An 18088-nucleotide genomic window follows, 5' to 3' on the forward strand; every position below is an offset into this window, starting at 1 on the left:
GTCGTCGCCAGGGGTGTCCGTTGCGGGGTCCTGAGCCACAGGATCAGTCTCGTCCGTTGAGGTCGCGACCGTCAGCGACTTTACGGTCATCCCGCCGTCCGGGCGCTTGACGGGTCCGCGCTCAAGAGCAAACGCCCCGCGCTGCACCACACTGGGACGCGTGCCAGAGCCCACCTCGGATCCCCTCCGATCCGACCTGCACCGCACCTGGGACGACGTCGCCGCCGGACACCTCAGCCGCACCGCCGCTACCGACTGGGCCGCCGACCCAAGCCGGGCCGTGGACTACTCCAGCGGACCGAGCCGCTGCACCAGGCGTGGCTGCTCCTGCACGACCTGCGTCGCGCCCCCCTCGACGAAGCCGCCGTCATCAGCGGCGGCCCCCACGAACATGACGAACTCGCCGCACGCCGGCGTGAGCAGTGGCGTACCGAGCTCACCCGCTACGACGTAGACCCACTGGCCTGGAACCGCACCTACTGGAGCGGCTACCTGCGCCGCACCGCCGAGGCGGGCCACCACCACGCACCCGCCCGCCTCGCCGCCCGGCTCGTCGAGCACGGCCTCATCCTCGACCAGGACGCCGTGGCGGTCCTCGGTCGGGCTTGGCCGCCCGGCCCCTGAGCAGGACCGCACTTCACGGTCATCCCGCGCTCGGTGCGCGATCACTGCAGGCCTCCGACGTCCGGACACGACGATGGCCGCTCTGTCAGCGTTCGCCCTCAGCACACGCTGCAGGGCTGGGCACTCGAGTGGTCCAGGCACCACGGTGGGGGTGTGAGCGAGCTCCCCATCCAGGTGTCCTTGCAAGCCTCACCGCAGGACGCCCGGTCCTGGGTCGACCTCGCCCACCGCTGCGAAGACGCCGGCTACCGCGCCCTGCTGGTCTCTGACCACCCCGGCAGCGGCCCCTCCCCCTTCATCGCCCTGGCCGCAGCAGCCACCGCCACCACGACCCTGCGACTGGGCACCTACGTCCTGAACGCCGGAATCCGCGACGCCCTGCTCATCGCCGCCGACACCGCCACGCTCGACGTCGTCTCCGGTGGGCGCGCCGAGGTCGGCCTCGGAGCAGGTCACACCCCCGCGGAGTGGGAGATGACCGGACGCACCCGCCCCGACGCCGCCGGGCGCGTGCGACACCTGATCGAGGTGGCCTCTGCGGTGCGCACCCTGTTGGAAGGGCGAAGCGTGCCCGCCGCCGACGTCGGCGCTGCCCGCGACGTCGCCCTCACCGCCCCCCGTCCGGTGCAGCCTCGGGTTCCGGTGCCGATCGGTGGAAACCATCCCGAACTGCTGGCCTGGGGCGGCGCCCACGCCGACGCGGTGGGCCTGTCCGGGCTGGGACGCACCCTGCCCGACGGTCACTCCCACACCGTGGACTGGTCACCTGCTCGCATCGAGACCACCGTCGCCGCGGTGCGCTCCGGGGCCGAAGCGGCCGGCCGGGACCTGCCGCCGCTCGAGGCGCTGGTGCAGGTGGTGACCGTCACCGACGACCGCCGCAGCGCGGCGGGGGAACTGGCGCAGGAGACCGGGTCCGACGTGGAGGACCTCCTGCGCGCTCCCTACCTGTGGATCGGCACGCTGGAGGAGATCGTCGAGCAGGTGCACACCGCGCGTCAGCGCTGGGGCATCAGCCGTTGGGTCGTGCGCGCAGGTGCTTTCGACACCGCCCGTGAGGTCATCGCCCGCCTCGCGACGAAGATTTAGTCGCGCAGGAGACATGGTGCAGACGATCACCGTCGACGAGGACGAGACGTCGACCTGGTCCGCGCGGCAGACGGCAGCGGGGCTGCGTGCGTTGGCCGCGTACTGCAGATCGACCAGGTGCACCCCACCACCGTCTGAGACGGCAGCTGGGACCCGGGTGAGGTGGACGCGTTGCCCCGGCCGGTTGCTGTCCAAGGAAGGATCGGCACGGTCGGAACGGCTGCTGGAGCTGTCACGTCCGAGACTCGTGCGACCTCGTGGGCGGCTCCTCCTCGTCTGCAGCCTGGTGACGGCCCTGCAGGCGTGCAGTTCCACGCCACGCGACTGCACGACGATCGGCGGGAGCAGCGGGGTGAGCTTCGACGGCTCGGCGCTGCCCGTCTCCGCCCCGCTGCCGTGGCAGAGCACCTCCTGCGCCGGCACCGTGTGCCAGGACCAGGTGATCGACGACCACGAGAGCACCTGGCTCGGTGTGGAGAACGACCAGCTGGGCGCAGGTCCGGTCACCGCCCGCCTGAAGGTCGTGGCCGCCGACGGCACCGTCCTCGTGGACTCCGCGACGAAGGTCACCCCCCGGAACGCGTCGACGTCAACGGCAACGGTTGCGGACCCGTCATCTGGACCGCACGGGTCGCCGTCGGGGTCGACGGCTCTCTCGCCGCTGCCCCGGTCGGCGAGAGGTCCTGACTCGACCGCACGGTGATCCCGCTCCAGGGCGGCACAACGGCGACGACACGCCTTGACGTGAGGCCGGAACGCGCGAAGGCCGGTCACGCCATCGACGTGACCGGCCTCGCGGAGGGACCGGTGGAGGCAAGGGGACTCGAACCCCTAACCCCCTGCTTGCAAAGCAGGTGCGCTACCAATTGCGCCATGCCCCCGGGTAGTGCTCGTTCAGCGCACCGTGTCGGTGGCCTCGGCCCACAGTTCGCGCTCCGCCTTCTGCGACGCCCGACGGCGCCACGCGAAGACTCCCCCGGCGAGCAGCCCCACCAACAGCAACTTCTTCACGTACGGGCCTCCTCACAGGACGGGCCGCGGCGGACACCCGTCGCGACGCGGAAACGCTAGCACGCTGCGTGATCGCGCTCAGGTCGACGGCGCGGCGGCGGTTCCCGACCGCCGGGAGGTCCCCACCTGCGCGGCGTCGAGCAGAGTGGCCGCCATGCTCGTCGCGAGACCGCGCAGGGGTCGACCCTGGACGCTCGAGCCGCTGAAGAACCCGTCGTGCACGGCCGTCAACTGCTGGGCGAGCAGGTCGGGACGACGAACCCCCGCCTCGACGAGTGCTCCGCGGAAGAACGCCGTCAGCTGGTCGTGGAACTCGCGGGCCACGGCGCGGGCCGGGTGGTCGGCGACCTTGACCTCACTGGCGATCGAGACGAACGGGCAGCCGCGGTACCCGGGGTCGGCGGCGGTCTGCTCGATGCGTTCGAAGACGCCGAGGATGCGGGCCCGCGGCGTTGTCGTGTCGTACGGACCGGGCAGCAAGCGGGCGAGGTGGCCCGGCGCGCTGCGTGCCAGGGCGGCCGCGAGCACCTCGTCCTTGCTGTCGAAGTACTGGTACATGGACCGCTTGGACACCCCCGCGGCCTCGCACAGCGCGGCGATCCCCACGCCGACGCCCTGTTCGTAGAACAACCGGGCCGCAGCGTCGAGAAGTCGGGTGACGGTGCCGCCGTCGGTACCGGTCTCAGCTGTCGACGACGTGTTCACCCGTTGAGTCTACGGCTGGACTGGTCAGAGCGAAACCGATCGGTGTACCTTCACCTGAGACCGATCGGTTTACCTTTTCGAGGAGACGACGATGGACCAGCACGACACCGCGACGCTGCCGACCACGACCCGTGCGTGGCACCTGGACAACCGCCCGGAGGGCCAGCCGACCGCAGAGGGTTTCTCCGTCCGCGCGGTCGACCTCCCCGAGCTCGCCCCGGGCCAGCTCTTGGTCGAGAACGAGTTCCTCTCGGTCGACCCGTACATGCGGGGTCGGATGAGTGCGAAGAAGTCGTACATCGAGCCCTACGACGTCGGCGCCCCCATGGACGGCCCCGCGGTCGGCCGCGTGCTCGCCTCCCGCGCCGAGGGTTTCAGCGTGGGCGACCACGTGTTCCACGGCCTGGGCTGGCGCGAGCACGCCGTCGTCGACGCGGCGACCGTCAACGCGGTCGACGCCACCACCGCTCCGCTGCCGATGTACCTCGGCGTCCTGGGGATCCCGGGACTGACGGCCTACGTCGGACTGCAGCGCTTCGCCAGGATCCAGCCAGGTGACACGGTGTTCGTCTCCGGCGCCGCGGGCGCGGTGGGCACCTCGGTCGGGCAGATGGCGAAACTCATGGGCGCCGGCCGCGTCATCGGCAGCGCGGGCAGCGACCACAAGGTCCAGGCGCTCACGGAGACGTTCGGCTACGACGCGGCGTTCAACTACAAGACCGGCCCGGTCGCCGAACTGCTCGACACCGCAGCCCCCGACGGCATCGACGTGTTCTTCGACAACGTCGGCGGGGACCACCTCGAGGCCGCCGTCGGCGCCCTCCGGCTGCACGCCCGCATCGTGCTGAGCGGCATGGTCTCGCAGTACAACGACGAACCGGTCGTCGGCCCCCGCAACCTCTGGAACCTGTCCGTGACGCGCTCGGACCTGCTGACGTTCATGATCACGGAGGAGATGGACCTCGCCCCGGAGTTCTACGGCCGAGCCGGGCAGTGGCTGGCCACGGGTGCCCTGCGGTCGCACGAGACCGTCGTCGACGGTTTCGAGAACACCCTGGAGGCGTACTTCGCCCTCATGCGCGGCGAGAACGTCGGGAAGATGGTCGTGGCCCTCTGACCCGCCTGGACACCGACGGAAACCCGCGGGCCGGACGCACCCGGGAGTTCACGTGACCGACACCAGCCCCCAGCGCATCGACCGCACCTCGCCCCGCGCGCGCCTGTCGTGGTGCGCCGAGGGAACGCTTGACAGCAAAAGTGAGTGCACTCATAGTTGAGCGTGGTCGTTGAAGGCTTGGCGGACGAGGAGGGGACCGTGGACGGCTCGAGCACAGGGACGTACGCGGACACCCGCACCACCGTCGTCCACGCCGCCGGGACGCTCTTCGCCCACCGCACCGTCGGCGCCGACCGCGGGGGGCCGGCCGCGGGGGGCCGGCCGCGGTTCCCCTCGTCGTCCTGACGCACCTGGGCGGCTCGCTGGACAGCGTCGACGCGCCCCTCGTGGACGCCCTGGCCCAGGACCGGCCCGTCGTGGCGCTCGGGTACCGCGGGGTCGGCGGGTCCGGAGGTCGCGTGGCGCCCACCGTCGAGGCCATGGGCACCGACGTGGTCGCCGCCGTCGCCGCCCTGGGCCTGGAGCGGATCGACCTGCTGGGCATCTCGATGGGAGGGATGGTCGCGCAGGCGGTCCTGGCGAACGCTCCCGAACTCGTCGAGCGCGCCGTCCTCACGAGCTCCGGTCCGCAGGGCGGCCCTGGGCTGCACCGGCTCCGCCGGGCCATGGTCCGGGGCACGGCCACGGCGCTCCTGCGCCGCACGGATCCCCGCGTCCCCCTGTTCTTCACCTCCACACCCGGCGGGCGCGTCGCTGCGCGGGAGTTCCTGGCGCGCCAGAGGGCGCCCCGGGTCGACCGCGATCCGGCCGCCGGCCCCGCCGTCCTGCGGGCGCAGACCGCCGCGGTCGCCCGCTGGAGGCGCCGTCCCCCACCGGGCCGCTCCCCGTTCGAGGGCCCGGTGTGGATCGTGCACGGCGACGGCGACCGGCTGGTCCCACCGGCCAACGCCGTCGCGCTGCACCGCCTCCTGCCCCAGGCCGACGTCACCGTCTTCCCCGACTCAGGACACGGTGTCGTCTTCCAGCACCACCTCGCCGTCGCCGACCGAGCGCGGGAGTTCCTCCGCCGCTGACCCCCACGGGCCCGACCGCCGTGGCGCTCCACCCGTGGCCACCCGTCCCCCGCAACCGACGACGTCAGGATGAGACATGAAGGCGTACGCGATCGACCGGTACCAGGGCCCCCTGCGCGCCGCCGACGTCCCCGAACCGGTCGTCGGTGACGACGACGTCCTCGTGCGGGTCGAGGCCGCCGGTCTCAACGTCCTCGACGAGAAGATCCGCTCCGGGGAGTTCAAGCAGATCGTCCCCTACGACCTGCCCCAGGTGCTGGGCCACGACGTGGCCGGGACCGTCCTGCAGGTCGGGGCGGCGGTGCGGGGGTTCAGCGTCGGCGACGAGGTGTACTCCCGCCCGCGCAAGGACCGCATCGGCACCTTCGCCGAACGCATCTCCATCCCGCAGGACGACGTGGCCCTCCGGCCCCGCTCGTTCACCGCGACCGAGGCCGCCTCCCTCCCGCTCGTGGCGTTGACGGCCTGGCAGGCCCTCGTCGAGAGGGGCGGGCTGCAGTCCGGCCAGAAGGTGCTCGTCCACGCCGGGTCCGGCGGGGTGGGGACGATCGCCCTCCAGCTCGCCAAGCACCTCGGGGCCGTCGTCGCCACGACGGCCAGCGGCTCCAACGCCGACTTCGTCCGCGACCTCGGCGCCGACACGGTCGTCGACCACCGCACGCAGGACTTCCAGGCCCTGCTCAGCGGGTACGACCTGGTCCTGGACGGCGTGGGCGGCGACACCCTGACGAAGTCCCTGCGCGTCCTGCGCCCCGGCGGCAAGGTCATCGGCCTCACCGGACCACCCGACCCCGCCTTCGCACGCGAGGCGGGTCTGAACCCCCTGCTGCGCCTCGCGATCGCCGGACTGAGCGCGAAGGTCCGGCGCCAGGCCGCGAAGCTCGGGGTGTCCTACGAGTTCCTCTTCATGCACGCCAGCGGCGAGCAGTTGCGCACGATCACCCGACTCGTGGACGACGGTGTCCTGCGCCCCGTGGTGGGTCGCACGTTCCCCTTCGACCAGGCCCCGCAGGCCCTGGAGTCCCTGCAGCGGGGCGGGACCCGCGGCAAGACCGTGCTGACCTTCCCGACCCCCTGAACACCTCACCCACCAGTTCCTGGAGGAACCCCCGTGAACCCCGCCGAGAACTCCCCCGGCGTTCCCGTGACCTCGTACGCCCTGGCGCCGACGAAGACGGTCACCGCGGGACCGACCGTCTTCGCCTACCGCGAACTCGGTCCCACCGGCGACGTCCCCGTCGTCTTCTTCACCCACCTCGCCGCCACGCTCGACAACTGGGACCCGCGCATCGTCGACGCCGTGGCCGCCACGCGCCACGTCATCACCTTCGACAACACCGGTGTCGGTGCTTCCACCGGGAAGGTGCCCGCCACCCTCGAGGAGGCCGCCGACGACGCCTTCGCGTTCCTCTCAGCCCTCGGCCTGGAGCGCATCGACGTCTTCGCCTTCTCCATGGGCGCGATGATCGCCCAGGACCTCGTCCTGGCCCACCCCGAACTCGTCCGCAGACTCGTGCTGACCGGGACCGGACCCCGTGGCGGCGAGGACGTGGACAAGGTCGTGCGCACGACGTACTGGGACGTGCTGCGGGCCACCCTCACCCGCTCCGACCCCAAGGAGTTCCTCTTCTTCCAGCGCGACGCCGCCGGGAAGCGTGCCGCGCGGCAGTTCACCGCCCGACTGGGCGAACGCACCCGCGACCGGGACCGGAAGATGAGCAACCGCGGGTTCCAGACCCAGCTCGGCGCCATCGTCCGGTACGGACGGTCCCCGGCGGCCGACCTGTCCCGGATCACCCAGCCGACGCTCATCGCCAACGGCGACGGCGACCGGATGGTGCCCTCGGTCCTGTCCCACGACCTGCACCGGCGCATCGCCGGCTCCGAACTCGTCGTGTACCCCGGCTCGGGCCACGGCGCGATCTTCCAGTTCCACGAGGAGTTCGCCCCCGTCCTCGTGGAGTTCCTGAACCGCTGACACCGGTCCGTTCAGCGGGGCAGCACGTGGACCAGCTGCCCGCGGAGGTGGTCCACGACCTCCTCCGGTGACCACGTCGGCCCCGCGTCGGCCGCCATCGCCACGAACAGCACCGCGGACACCACGTGCGCCAGGACCCGCGCCGCGTCCTGATCGACCTCCCCGTCCCGGGTCAGGACGTCCGCGACGGCGGCCTCGGTCTGGGCGACGATGGACAGGGCCTGCTCGTGGTGCGGTTCGCTCGCGTCCCCGAAGACCATCTCCCGCAGGTAGGTGCGGCCGTTGTCCAGTTGTGCTCGGTTGCACTCCACGACGGGACGCAGCACGGCCAGCACGGCCTCCAGCCGGTCCCCCTCGCGCTCGGCCGCGGAACGACCCCGTTCCAGCGCCTGGGCGTAGTTGGCGTTCTGGACCATCAACAACAACTCACCCTTGGTCCTGGCGTAGAGGAACAGGGTGCCGGCGCCGATGTCGGCGCGCTGCGCGATCTGCTGGGTGGTGACGTCGTCGACACCGTGCTCGGCGAACAACTCACCGGCGGCGGCGAGGATCCGCTCGAGCTTGGCCGCCTTGTTCCGCTCGCGCCGACCGGACGGGGACGCAGGAGACATGGGTTCCCCTCCAGGAATGGAAACTGACTGGACTCTGTTCTGATCAGAGTCAGTATGAGCGACGGCCGGCACTCCTTCCAGCCATCCTCCTCCGCTGGACTCCGGCGCCCCACCCGCGGGACCCCGCGCTCATCCGCACCACACCATCCAGAACCACCGACGGACAAGGAAGCAGAACATGCCCAACCTCGAGGGAGCAGTCGTCCTGGTCACCGGCGCGAACGGAGGGATCGGCACCCACTTCGTCCACGAGTTCCTCGCGCGGGGCGCCGCGAAGGTCTACGCCACCGCCCGCACCCCGCGGACGTGGGACGACGACCGCGTCGTCCCGCTGCGCCTGGACGTCACCGACCCCGCCTCGATCCGCGCCGCCGTCGACGCCGCTCCGGACGTCACCGTCCTCGTCAACAACGCGGGAGCCTCCCCCAGCTCCTTCGGCATCCTCACCCAGACCGACGAGGAGATCCGCGCCAACGTCGAGGTGAACTTCCTCGGGCCGTTGTTCCTCGCGCGCGCCTTCGCTCCCGTGCTCTCCGGCAACGCCGGGACGAGCGGCGGCAGCACGGTCATCGACGTCGTCTCGGCGATGAGCTGGTACGCGCTCGGGGGCGTCTACAGCGCGACCAAGGCGGCTCTGTGGTCGGCGACGAACTCCCTGCGCCTGGAACTGGCACCCGCCGGCGTCCACGTCGTCGGCGTGCACGTCGGCTACGTCGACACGGCCATGGCGGCGCACTCCACCGACCCCAAGACCGCGCCCGAGGACTTCGTGCGCACCGTGCTGGACGGGACCGAGGCCGGGGCCTACGAGATCCTGGCCGACGAGACCTCCCGTCAGGTGAAGGCCGCCCTCAGCGGCCCGCTCGAGGCGCTCTACCCCCAGCTCGCGCAGAACGCCTGACCTCCCGCCGCCCGGACCCCCGGGGCCGGCAGACGTGACGACAGTCCACGTCGGCCGGCCCCGTCACCGGTCCGCCGCCCGGTGGCCGTCGACCGCGTGCAGATGGTCCGACGTGACCCTGATCGCGCTCAGGTCGAGCGCCGCGGTGCCGACCGAGGGGTGTCATGACCACGGACCCCGGCCTGCGCACCGCCCTGGTGCACGAGTGGATCGCGGCCCGCGCGGGCGCGGAGCAGGTCTTCGAGGTGCTCGCCGGGCTGTGGCCCGACGCCGACCTGCACGCCCTCAGCGCGGCGCCGGACGTCGCGCTCGAGCTCGGCGGCCGCCCGCTCCGCACCACGGCGCTCGACGGCCTGCGCGACCACCGCGCCCTCGCGCTGCCCCTCATGCCCGCCGCGTGGGCCCGGCACGCCCGCGACGTCCAGGGCAGCTACGACCTCGTCGTCACCTCCCACCACGCCTTCGCGACGTCCAACCGCCTCGTCGCGCCGGGCGGGGTGCACCTCGCCTACGTCCACACCCCCGCCCGGTACGTCTGGAGCCCCGAGCTCGACGGCCGCGGTACGTCCCCCCTGCTCACCCCGGTCCGTCGCCTGCTCGCGGCCGCCGACCACCGCGCGGCCCGCGGGGTCACCGCGTTCGCGGCGAACAGCACCGAGGTGGCCCGCCGCATCGGCCGGTTCTGGGGCCGCGAGGCCGTCGTCGTGCACCCCCCCGTCGACGTCGCCCGGTTCGCCGGGGCGGAACCCGACACCCTCGACCTGCCCGACGGGTTCCTCCTCGCCCTGGGCCGGTTCGTCCCGTACAAGAACCACCTGCTCGCCGTGGACGTCGCCGAACGCGCGGGCCGTCCCGTCGTCGTGGCCGGCACGGGTCCGCTGCTGCCCGTCCTGCGGGAACGCGCCGCGACCGCATCGGTCCCCGTCGTCGTCCTCGACCGCCCGTCGCGAGGCACCGTCCGCGAACTCCTGCGGCGTGCCGCCGTCCTCGTCTTCCCCACCGTCGAGGACTTCGGCATCGTCCCCGTCGAGGCCATGGCGTCGGGCACCCCCGTGCTGGCCCCTCGCCGCGGCGGATCGGGCGAGACCGTCCTCGACGGCGTCTCCGGGGCCCTCGTCGACGACCTCACCGTGGCGGCGTTCGCGGACGCCCTGCCGCGCGCGGAGGCCTGCGCCGCCGCCGACTGCCGGACGCGGGCCCTCGCGTTCGACGTCGACCGCTTCACCGCCCGGATCCGCGACTGGGTCGGTGAGCACACCGGGGTGCTGCGCCCGTGAGCCGACGATGATCGTCCTGGCGCTGCTCGGTCTGGCCGGCGCCTTCACCGGGCTGCTGTTCTGCGTGACGGCCACCGACCGCACGCGCCTCACCGTCGCGGCGTTCCTCGCCGTCCCGCAGGTCTACGTCGGCCCGCTGGCGACGCTGAACCTGCCGTTGAGCCAGTGCTGGGTGATCCTCATCGCGATCTGCTGGCTGCTGGAACGCAAGGAGCTGCCCGTCCGCGACCCGGTGTTCCGGGCGATCCTCGTGTTCGGCCTGACCCAGGGGATCGCCATCAGCTGGTCCCCGAAACCGATGGTGGGGATCCTCGAGGTCGCGCGGTTGATCTCGTTCGCGTTCCTCGTGCTCTACGCGGCGCGGGTGGAACGGGTCCGAGCGGGCGCCCTCACCGGGCCGTTCACCGTCGTCCTGTGCTGGGCCGTCGTCAACGCCGTCCTCGTGTGGGTGTTCCGCCTCTCCCCCGCGCTGGAGTCGGTGTTCCTGCACTCCCCGCTGGCCCCGCTCATCGTGGGTCCGGACGCCATGACGGCGTTCTTCGACGGCGGCGCCAACAACGTCACCGACCCGCTGAAGTCGGGCGGGTTCTTCATCAACGCGAACGTCTCCTCGATGTTCCTCGGTGTCGCGACGTTCTGCTTCCTCGCCCTCGGTGTCGGACTGCGCGGGGCGGAACACCGCCGCCGCAAGCGGTTGTACGCGGCCGGTGCGCTCGTCTGCTGGTCGGCCACGTTCATGACGGGGTCCAAGACCGCGGCGGCGCTCGCCCTCGTCCTTCCGCTCGCCGTGCGCGGGGTCCAGGTCCTCGGTCGCCCGAACGCGAAGTGGTTCCTGCCCCAGGCCGGGGCCGCCATCGGGCTCGGTGTCTGGCTCGTGCCGCGACTGCTGGAGAAGTACGTCCCCGGCTACGCCGACGCCTCGACGGAGAGCCTGGCGAGCCGCGCCCCCATGTGGGAGTTCGCGATGAGGATGTTCAAGGAGCACCTCGTCCTCGGCCTCGGGTTCGGCGGGTGGGCGCAGACGATCGAGCAGTTCGCCGCGCTCGGCATCGAGACCCTGCCCCCGCACAACCTCTTCATCGCCGCCTGGGCCTCGAGCGGGTTGCCCGGCGTGGCGGGTCTGCTGTTCCTCGCCCTGACGATCCTCGTCGTGCTCACGGCCGTCGTCGTGAAGAACGTCGGAACCCACCTCGCCCGCACGACGGCGTTCGCCCTCGGCGCCTGGTGGTGGGTCCTCATCCACGGGATGGGCGACAACACCGCCGTCTACGGCGAGGCCAAGTCGATGATCCTGCTGGCCATGCTGCTCGGCCTCGTCACGAGCCGGCAGGCCGCGCACCGGACCGCCGTCGTGGCGGCCGAACGGGAGGGTGAGTCGTGCCCCGCGTAGCCGTCGTCCGGCACACCTTCGGCCTGCCGTCCGAACCCTTCGTGCTCTCCCAGGCACGCGCGTTCTCCCGGTGGGAACCCGTCCTCGTCTCGCGCGACGAGGTCCCCGCCGACGTCGCCGCCGGGTTGCCGTCGCACTCGCTCGTCGACGCCTCGGGCCCCCGGGCCGCCGCGCTGCACACCGCCGGCCTCGCGTCCGGGCCGCTGACGACGGCTCTTCGCTCCCTGCGCGTCGACGCGGTCCTGGCGCACTTCGGGTTCGAGGCCTCCTGCGCGCTGCCGGCCACCCGCCGGGCGCAGGTCCCGCTCGCCACCGTGTTCCACGGCGTGGACGCGACCACCTCGCGGACCGGACTGCTGCGCGCCCGGCACGTCTCGTGGGCGACGTACGCGCGGCGGTCGCGCGCCCTGGCCCACCGGGGCGACCTGTTCCTGCCGGTCTCGGACCACCTCCGGCAGCGGGTCCTGGGCCGGGGTTTCCCGGCCGACCGCACGGTGACGCACCACCTCGGCATCGACCTCGACACCCTGCCCACCGCCGATCCCGTTCCCGGCACCGTGGTCCACGTCGGACGACTCGTGCCGAAGAAGGGCCACGCCACGTTGTTCCGGGCCCTCACGGGGATGCCCGGGGTGCGCCTCACGTGCGTCGGCGACGGACCGTTGCGGGCCGACCTCACCGCCCTCGCCGCCGACCTGCGGCTCGACGTGGAGTTCACGGGAGTGCTCGACCACGCCGCGACGCTCGACCGCATCGCGCGGTCCTCCCTGCTGTGCCTGCCGAGCACCACCGGCCCCACGGGCGACCAGGAAGGGTTGGGACAGGTGCTGCTGGAGGCCGGGGCGCTCGGGCTGCCGGTCGTCGCGACCCGGCACGGGGGGATCCCCTCCGCCGTCGTCGACGGCGCGACGGGACTGCTCGTCCCCGAACAGGACCCCGACGCCCTCGCCGCGGCGATCCGTCGCGTCCTGGAACGCCCGCGCCTGGCGACCGAACTCGGCACGAACGCCGTCCGGCACGTCCGGGAGAACTTCGACGTCCGGGTCCAGACCGCGCGCCTGGAGGAACTGCTCGACGGTCTCCTCGACGGGTCCACGCGGTGAGCGGCCGGACCGTCCTCGTCCTCGCCCGGTCGCTGCCGCTGCACCACGCGGGCGGGATGGAATCGGTGACGTGGGACCTGTGCCGCGCCCTCACCGCGCGCGGGGTCGACGTCGTCGCCGTCACGACGCACCTCCCCGGTCTCCCCGCGGAGTTCCACCACGACGGGGTGCGGGTCCGAGCCCTGGCCGGCACCACCCCGGGGCGCTACTCGCGGTCCTGGTGGTCGGCGTCCCGCACGGCCGTCGCCGCCGACCTCGTGCGGGGAACCGCCGGCCTGCTCTCGGTGAGCGCCGGGGGTTTCGGAGCGCTGGGCCTCGCCCGCGCGGCCGGCGTCCGGACGGTGCTGCAGGCGCACGGGACGTCCGTCGACGAGATCGTCTCCAAACTCGGCGCACGACGCGTCCGCTCCCTGGTGACGTTGCCCCGCAACGTCTCCGGGTTGGCCAAGGACGTCGTCACCTACCGGGGGTTCGACGAGGTCGTCGCCGTCGGGCCGCGCGTCGAGCGGTCGCTGACGCGGTTCCCGCTCGGCCCGGCCGTCGCGATGCCGCCGGTGCACCTCGTGGAGAACGGGGTCGACACCGACGTGTTCCGGCCCGATCCCGTCGTGCGGGAACGGGTCCGCGCCGACCTCGCCGTCACCGGCGACCTGTTCGTCGTCGTCGGGCGGTTGCACCCGCAGAAGCGCGTCGACCGGTCCGTGCGGCTGTTGACGCGGTTCCCGGCCGCGACGCTCGTCCTGGCCGGTGACGGACCGGACCGTCCGGCCCTGGCCGACCTCGCCCGCGACCTCGGGGTGCAGGACCGCGTGCGGTTCCTGGGTGCCGTCGACCGGGCGCGGGTTCCCGGACTGCTCGCTGCCGGGGACGTCTCGCTGCTCACCTCGCAGTGGCGGGAGGGGCTGCCCATGGCCGTGCTGGAGTCCCTCGCCTGCGGAACTCCCGCGGTGACCTCGCTGACCACGGCACCGGTCGCGGGGGCCGACGTACCGCGCGTCGACGCGGCGGACCCGGACGAGCTCGCGGCGGGGGTGCGCCGTGTCCTGGACCGTCACGTCGGGGGTTCGTCGCTGCTGCCGGAGCGGTACTCCCTGACCCGGGTCGCCGCCCGGTACGCCGAACTCCTCGGCGCCGCGTGATGCGCGACGGCGTCCGGCGGCTCGTCCTCGGAGGTCTCGTCGGCAAGCTCCTCGGCATGCTGCGCGAGGTGCTGCTCGCCGCGGCCTACGGGACGGGGGTGGCGGCCACCGCGACGCGCGTCGCGCAGACGGGGACCCTCGTCCCCGTCGACTTCTTCACGGCCGACGTCCTGTCCGCGGGGTTCCTGCCGCTGCACAAGGAACTGCTGCGCACCGATCCCGCCCGCGCCGACGGGTTGTTCCGGGCCCTGCGCCGCGCGCTGTGGGTCCTGTCGGCCGTGCTGCTCGTCGGCCTCGTCGCGGGTGCGGGAACGGTCGTGCGGCTCGTCGCCCCCGGTCTGGAACCGTCGACGGCCGCCGCCTGCGCGCAGTTCCTGCGCGTCATGGCGCTGGGGATCCCGAGCTACCTGCAGTTCTCGCTGCTGAGCTACCTGGAGATGTCTCACGGCGGGTTCCGGCTGGCCGGGGTGCGCGCGACCGTCCAGAACCTCGGGATGGTCGCGGCCCTCGGCGCAGCCTGGGTGCTCGGGCAGCCCGTCGTGCTCGCGAGCGGGTTCGCGCTGGCCTACGTGGGGTTGCACGCGTGGGGGGTCGGGCAGGTGGCGGACCTGGTGCCCGGCGGGCCGACGGCGGACGTCCGCGCCGCGTTGGGGCAGGTCTGGCGGCGGGTGCGTCCGCTGCTGCTGCTGCCCGTCGTGCTGCAGGGTTCCGTCGTCGCCGAACGCGTCGTCGCGTCCCTGCTCGGCGACCAGGTCGTGGCGGCCGTCGACTACGCCCGCTTCATCGCGACGACGGGGGTGAACCTGCTCGCCGTCCCCCTGGGGCTGGCCGGCCTGGCCGCGCTGGCCGGGCTCGACCGCGCGGCCGCCCGCGAGCGCCTGGCCGGGACCCTGCCCGGTCTGCTGCTCGTCGTGGTGCCCGCGTCGGTGGTGCTGACGGTGGGCAGCGCGCCGGTCGTGCAGGTCCTCTACGCGCGGGGCGCGTTCGACGCGTCCGCCGTGGCGACGTCGGCCGCCGTCCTGGTGGGTTTCGGACTGGGGTTCTGGGCGCAGTCGTGCGCCTACGTCCTCGTCAAGGCGCTCAACGCCGCGGGCCGGAACCGCACCGCGGCCGGCGCCCTGCTCGCCGGGCTCCTCGTGACCCTGGCGCTGAACCTGGCCCTGCACCGTGCCCTGGGGCCGGTGACGTTGGGGCTGGCCGCGTCCGCGGGAGCCGTCGTGACGACCGTCGTCGCCGCCCGTCCCCTGGGCGTCGCCGGTCTGCTGGCGGGCTGGGTCCTGGCGTGTCTGCCCGTCGCGGGTGTGGCGGGGGTCCTCGGCTGGTGGCTGGCGCGGGACCTGGACGGTTGGGTCGCGCTGCTCGCCGTCGTCGGCACCGTCGGCGCGGTGTGGGGGGCCGCCTGGCTGGGCGTCGGTCCGTGGCGTCGCGTCGGCGTCGGCATCCTGCGCGGTGCGGTGCGGTCGTAGCGCTCGATGTTCGGACCGGCATCCACTTGCCATGAGGGCATGTGGATGCCAGGCTCTTGTCCATGGACGAGACCACCGCCCGAGACCAGGCCGACGAAGCCCTGCGCGCCGTCCGCGCCGCGAGCCGCCCGTCGCTCCCCCGCCCGCTGTGCGCCACGGCGGCCCTCTGCGCCGGTGCGGGAGTGGCCCTGCTGGCCCAGGGGTCCGGGGTCGCGAAGGTCGTCACGCTCGTGCTCGCGCTGGCGCTGCTCGCCGCCGCCCACCTCATCCCGAGCACCGCCCGACGGCGCCGGGGCCTGCACGGGTACCGCGGCGGGGCACGCACCGAGAACACGACCTTCCTGCTGTGCGCGCTCGTCCTCGTCGTCGTCGGGGGGACCGCGACCGCGGCGCTCGCCGCGATCTTCGTCGGACTCGGCGTCGCGGTGGCGGTCGCCTGGTACGCCATGCTGCGCGGCGTCCTCGTCGCCGGCGGCCGGACGCGGTCGTGACCACCACGACCGGAGGCGGGACCCCGGGCACGGACCCGGGCCTGGACGACGTGTTCTCCAACACCGTCCGGTTGCGCCTGTGCGCCTACCTCTCGGGCTGCGAGGAAGCCGACTTCCAGGCCGTGCAGGACTACTGCGGCCTGACCCAGCCGACGCTGTCGAAGAACGTCACCGTGCTGGCCGACCGCGGGTACGTCGCCGTCGCGAAGGTCGCCTCCGGGCGGTACACGAGGACGCGGCTGCGGCTGACGGACGACGGGCGGGTCGCGCTGGACGGGCACGTCGCCGCCCTGCAGGCCATCGTCGGCCAAGCCCGCGCGCAGCACGACGCGTGATCGACCCCCTCGAGGCGTTCGCTGCGGAGTCCCGCGCCTTCTACGCCCGGCGGGGACCACGGCGCGGTCCCTCGTCCGACGCGGAACTGCGGTCCGCGCGCGAGCAGATGCCCGCCCCGGTCCCGGCAGTCCCGGCGGCCAGGACGGAGGTGGCCCACGCACTGGGTCGGGAGGTCACCGTCCGCGTGCACGAGCCGAGGACCGGACCGGCCGTCGGCGCGCACCTCGAGGTCCACGGCGGGGGTTTCGTGCTCGGTTCCGCCGCGCACGACGACGTGCGCTGCCGCGCGCTCGCGGAGGCGACGGGCCTCGTCGTGGTGGGCGTCGAGCACCGGCTCGCGCCGGAGCACCCCTGGCCCGCCGCCCCGGACGACGTCGAGACGGCCGCCCGCTGGCTCGCGGAGGTGGCCGCCGACCGGTTCGGGACGGACCGCCTCACCGTGGGCGGCTTCTCCTCGGGGGCGACGCTGGCGCTCGGGACGCTCCTGCGGCTGCGCGACGCCGGGGTGGAGGTGTTCCGGGGCGCCGCACTGCAGTTCGGCACCTACGACCTCAGCGGGACGACCCCCGCGGGCCGCCGCATCGCCGACGAGTTCTTCCTGCGCGCCTACCTCGACGGGGTCGGGGACCGCACCTCTCCCGGTGTCTCACCGGTGTTCGCCGACCTCGTGGGGTTGCCCCCCGTCCTCGTCGTCGTGGGCGCCGAGGACGTGCTGCTGGAGGACAACCTCGCCCTGGTCGACCGGATGACCGCCGCGGGTGGGCCGGTCGAGGTGCGGGTCTTCCCCGCCTCCCCGCACGGGTTCACCGGCCACGCGACGTCGATGGCCACCGTCGCGCGGGCGGGGATCGCCGACTGGTTGCGGCGCCGGGTGTCCCAGGAGCGCTCATCGTCGTGAGTCCGGTCGGGTGACGGCGGCGGGTCGTGCGCGCTTCTCCGGGCGGAATTGTGGTAGCTGGTGTTTCCGTCAGGTGGGGCACGCTTCCTCCGATGGAGACGCGAAGGGGACCGGGTGAGCCGGTACCCGCCGTCGTCCCTAGGGGTTCCTGTGCTGGCTCGGTTGCGCGACTTGAGGGTGAGCGTGAAGCTCGCCGTGGGCTTCGGTCTCGTGGGCGTCCTGCTCGTCCTGGTGGCGGGAGTCGGCATCCAGCGTCTCGGCGAGGCCCAGGACACCATGGACTACATCTCCACCTCCGGGATCGCCTCGGTCGACAGCATCGACAAGGTCCAGAACGCGTTCACCACCGTCCGCCTCGACGTGGCCAACGCCGCCCTGACGCCCGACACGGCCGGCACCACGGCGGCACTGGCCCAGCTCGACACCGACAACCAGGCCCTCGACGCCGCCTGGACGACGTACCTCGGCACCGACCCCGCCGCCAGCACCGCCCAGCAGCAGGCGTACACCGAGGCCATCGCCGCCTACCGGAGCGCCGCGCAGGGCCTCGTTCCGCTGGCGAAGGCCAACGACCTCACGGGGTTCGTCGCACTCCGCTCCTCCGCCGTGGCCCCGCAGGGTGACAAGGTCGGCCAGGCCCTCACGGAGATCAACAAGGTCGAGGCGGCCGCGGCCGTGCAGCTCGCCGCGGACGGCAAGACCGCCTACCAGCAGGCCGTCGCCGTCCTCATCGCCTGCGTGCTCGTCGCCCTCGTCCTGGCCGTCGTGGTCGCGGTCCTCATCACCCGGTCCATCGCCGGCCCCCTCGGCCGCGCCGTCGTCGTCATGGAAGGCCTGGCCCAAGGCCGCCTCGACCAACGCGTCGCCTACACCGCCAAG

The 18088-nt window shown here is 73.1% G+C and carries 21 protein-coding genes and 1 tRNA gene; 17 read left to right on the forward strand and 5 right to left on the reverse strand.

Translation table 11 applies throughout. The features are described from left to right. Positions 1 to 285: 285 nt before the first annotated feature. Entirely contained in the window at positions 286 to 561 is a 276-nt protein-coding gene (locus tag AB0637_RS24195) for a hypothetical protein (RefSeq protein ID WP_366175302.1), read from the reverse strand. 216 nt (positions 562 to 777) lie between these two features. Between AB0637_RS24195 and AB0637_RS24200 the strand changes: the two genes are divergently transcribed. Next, positions 778 to 1713: a TIGR03621 family F420-dependent LLM class oxidoreductase gene (locus tag AB0637_RS24200; RefSeq protein ID WP_366175303.1), complete on the forward strand. Its 936-nt coding sequence runs from the start codon at positions 778 to 780 to the stop codon at positions 1711 to 1713. A 352-nt stretch (positions 1714 to 2065) separates the two neighbouring features. Then, positions 2066 to 2416 carry a hypothetical protein gene (locus AB0637_RS24205; protein WP_366175304.1) on the forward strand — a complete coding sequence of 117 codons (351 nt, stop codon included), beginning with the start codon at positions 2066 to 2068 and terminating at the stop codon, positions 2414 to 2416. 105 nt (positions 2417 to 2521) lie between these two features. On the opposite strand, the gene AB0637_RS24210 is transcribed toward AB0637_RS24205, so the two are convergent. From AB0637_RS24210 to AB0637_RS24220, 3 genes are all read right to left on the reverse strand, one after another. Further along, positions 2522 to 2594 (reverse strand) — tRNA-Ala (locus tag AB0637_RS24210). Between the two features lie 13 nt (positions 2595 to 2607). Further along, positions 2608 to 2724 carry a DLW-39 family protein gene (locus AB0637_RS24215; RefSeq protein ID WP_366175305.1) on the reverse strand — a complete coding sequence of 39 codons (117 nt, stop codon included), beginning with the start codon at positions 2722 to 2724 and terminating at the stop codon, positions 2608 to 2610. Positions 2725 to 2802: 78 nt separating this feature from the next. Further along, positions 2803 to 3429, reverse strand: coding sequence for a TetR/AcrR family transcriptional regulator (locus AB0637_RS24220; RefSeq protein WP_366175306.1), 627 nt, complete (start codon positions 3427 to 3429; stop codon positions 2803 to 2805). A 91-nt stretch (positions 3430 to 3520) separates the two neighbouring features. Here AB0637_RS24220 and AB0637_RS24225 point away from each other — a divergent pair, with 91 nt between their 5' ends. The 5 genes from AB0637_RS24225 (at position 3521) to AB0637_RS24245 (ending at position 7597) form a co-directional block, all read left to right on the forward strand. After that, positions 3521 to 4546, forward strand: coding sequence for an NADP-dependent oxidoreductase (locus AB0637_RS24225; RefSeq protein ID WP_366175307.1), 1026 nt, complete (start codon positions 3521 to 3523; stop codon positions 4544 to 4546). Positions 4547 to 4744: 198 nt separating this feature from the next. Further along, entirely contained in the window at positions 4745 to 4891 is a 147-nt protein-coding gene (locus AB0637_RS24230) for a hypothetical protein (RefSeq protein WP_366175308.1), read from the forward strand. 41 nt (positions 4892 to 4932) lie between these two features. Then, positions 4933 to 5619: an alpha/beta fold hydrolase gene (locus AB0637_RS24235; protein WP_366175309.1), complete on the forward strand. Its 687-nt coding sequence runs from the start codon at positions 4933 to 4935 to the stop codon at positions 5617 to 5619. Positions 5620 to 5695: 76 nt separating this feature from the next. Beyond that, positions 5696 to 6697 carry an NADP-dependent oxidoreductase gene (locus tag AB0637_RS24240; RefSeq protein WP_366175311.1) on the forward strand — a complete coding sequence of 334 codons (1002 nt, stop codon included), beginning with the start codon at positions 5696 to 5698 and terminating at the stop codon, positions 6695 to 6697. Between the two features lie 33 nt (positions 6698 to 6730). Then, positions 6731 to 7597, forward strand: a complete 867-nt coding sequence (locus AB0637_RS24245) for an alpha/beta hydrolase (protein ID WP_366175313.1) — start codon at positions 6731 to 6733, stop codon at positions 7595 to 7597. A gap of 11 nt (positions 7598 to 7608) precedes the next feature. Here AB0637_RS24245 and AB0637_RS24250 read toward each other — a convergent pair whose 3' ends face one another. Next, positions 7609 to 8208: a TetR/AcrR family transcriptional regulator gene (locus tag AB0637_RS24250; protein WP_366175314.1), complete on the reverse strand. Its 600-nt coding sequence runs from the start codon at positions 8206 to 8208 to the stop codon at positions 7609 to 7611. Positions 8209 to 8386: 178 nt separating this feature from the next. On the opposite strand from AB0637_RS24250, the gene AB0637_RS24255 reads away from it, so the two are divergent. From AB0637_RS24255 to AB0637_RS24300, 10 genes are all read left to right on the forward strand, one after another. Beyond that, complete coding sequence (locus tag AB0637_RS24255; RefSeq protein ID WP_366175315.1) at positions 8387 to 9109, forward strand: SDR family oxidoreductase; 723 nt, start codon at positions 8387 to 8389, stop codon at positions 9107 to 9109. Between the two features lie 164 nt (positions 9110 to 9273). After that, the gene (locus AB0637_RS24260; protein WP_366175316.1) at positions 9274 to 10386 is read left to right on the forward strand and encodes a glycosyltransferase; all 1113 of its coding nucleotides are present in this window, start codon (positions 9274 to 9276) and stop codon (positions 10384 to 10386) included. Beyond that, complete coding sequence (locus tag AB0637_RS24265; RefSeq protein ID WP_366175317.1) at positions 10358 to 11776, forward strand: O-antigen ligase family protein; 1419 nt, start codon at positions 10358 to 10360, stop codon at positions 11774 to 11776. The genes AB0637_RS24260 and AB0637_RS24265 overlap by 29 nt, the downstream gene beginning before the upstream one ends. Continuing rightward, complete coding sequence (locus tag AB0637_RS24270) at positions 11764 to 12879, forward strand: glycosyltransferase (RefSeq protein ID WP_366175318.1); 1116 nt, start codon at positions 11764 to 11766, stop codon at positions 12877 to 12879. The genes AB0637_RS24265 and AB0637_RS24270 overlap by 13 nt, the downstream gene beginning before the upstream one ends. After that, entirely contained in the window at positions 12876 to 14018 is a 1143-nt protein-coding gene (locus tag AB0637_RS24275; RefSeq protein ID WP_366175320.1) for a glycosyltransferase family 4 protein, read from the forward strand. Before AB0637_RS24270 ends, AB0637_RS24275 begins: the two co-directional genes overlap by 4 nt. Next, positions 14018 to 15484, forward strand: coding sequence for a lipid II flippase MurJ (locus AB0637_RS24280; RefSeq protein ID WP_366175322.1), 1467 nt, complete (start codon positions 14018 to 14020; stop codon positions 15482 to 15484). Before AB0637_RS24275 ends, AB0637_RS24280 begins: the two co-directional genes overlap by 1 nt. A 62-nt stretch (positions 15485 to 15546) precedes the next feature. Further along, positions 15547 to 15975, forward strand: a complete 429-nt coding sequence (locus AB0637_RS24285; RefSeq protein ID WP_366175324.1) for a hypothetical protein — start codon at positions 15547 to 15549, stop codon at positions 15973 to 15975. Then, on the forward strand, positions 15972 to 16310 hold the full coding sequence (locus tag AB0637_RS24290; protein WP_366175325.1) for a transcriptional regulator: 339 nt from the start codon (positions 15972 to 15974) through the stop codon (positions 16308 to 16310). The genes AB0637_RS24285 and AB0637_RS24290 overlap by 4 nt, the downstream gene beginning before the upstream one ends. Beyond that, positions 16307 to 17209 (forward strand): alpha/beta hydrolase fold domain-containing protein, encoded by a 903-nt coding sequence (locus AB0637_RS24295; RefSeq protein WP_366175327.1) that lies wholly within the window; start codon positions 16307 to 16309, stop codon positions 17207 to 17209. Before AB0637_RS24290 ends, AB0637_RS24295 begins: the two co-directional genes overlap by 4 nt. A gap of 177 nt (positions 17210 to 17386) precedes the next feature. After that, positions 17387 to 18088 (forward strand): MCP four helix bundle domain-containing protein (locus AB0637_RS24300; protein WP_366175329.1); only part of this gene is annotated, 702 nt, incomplete at its 3' end.

Source organism: Kineococcus sp. NPDC059986 (genome assembly GCF_040702905.1).
Classification (GTDB): Bacteria; Actinomycetota; Actinomycetes; order Actinomycetales; family Kineococcaceae; genus Kineococcus.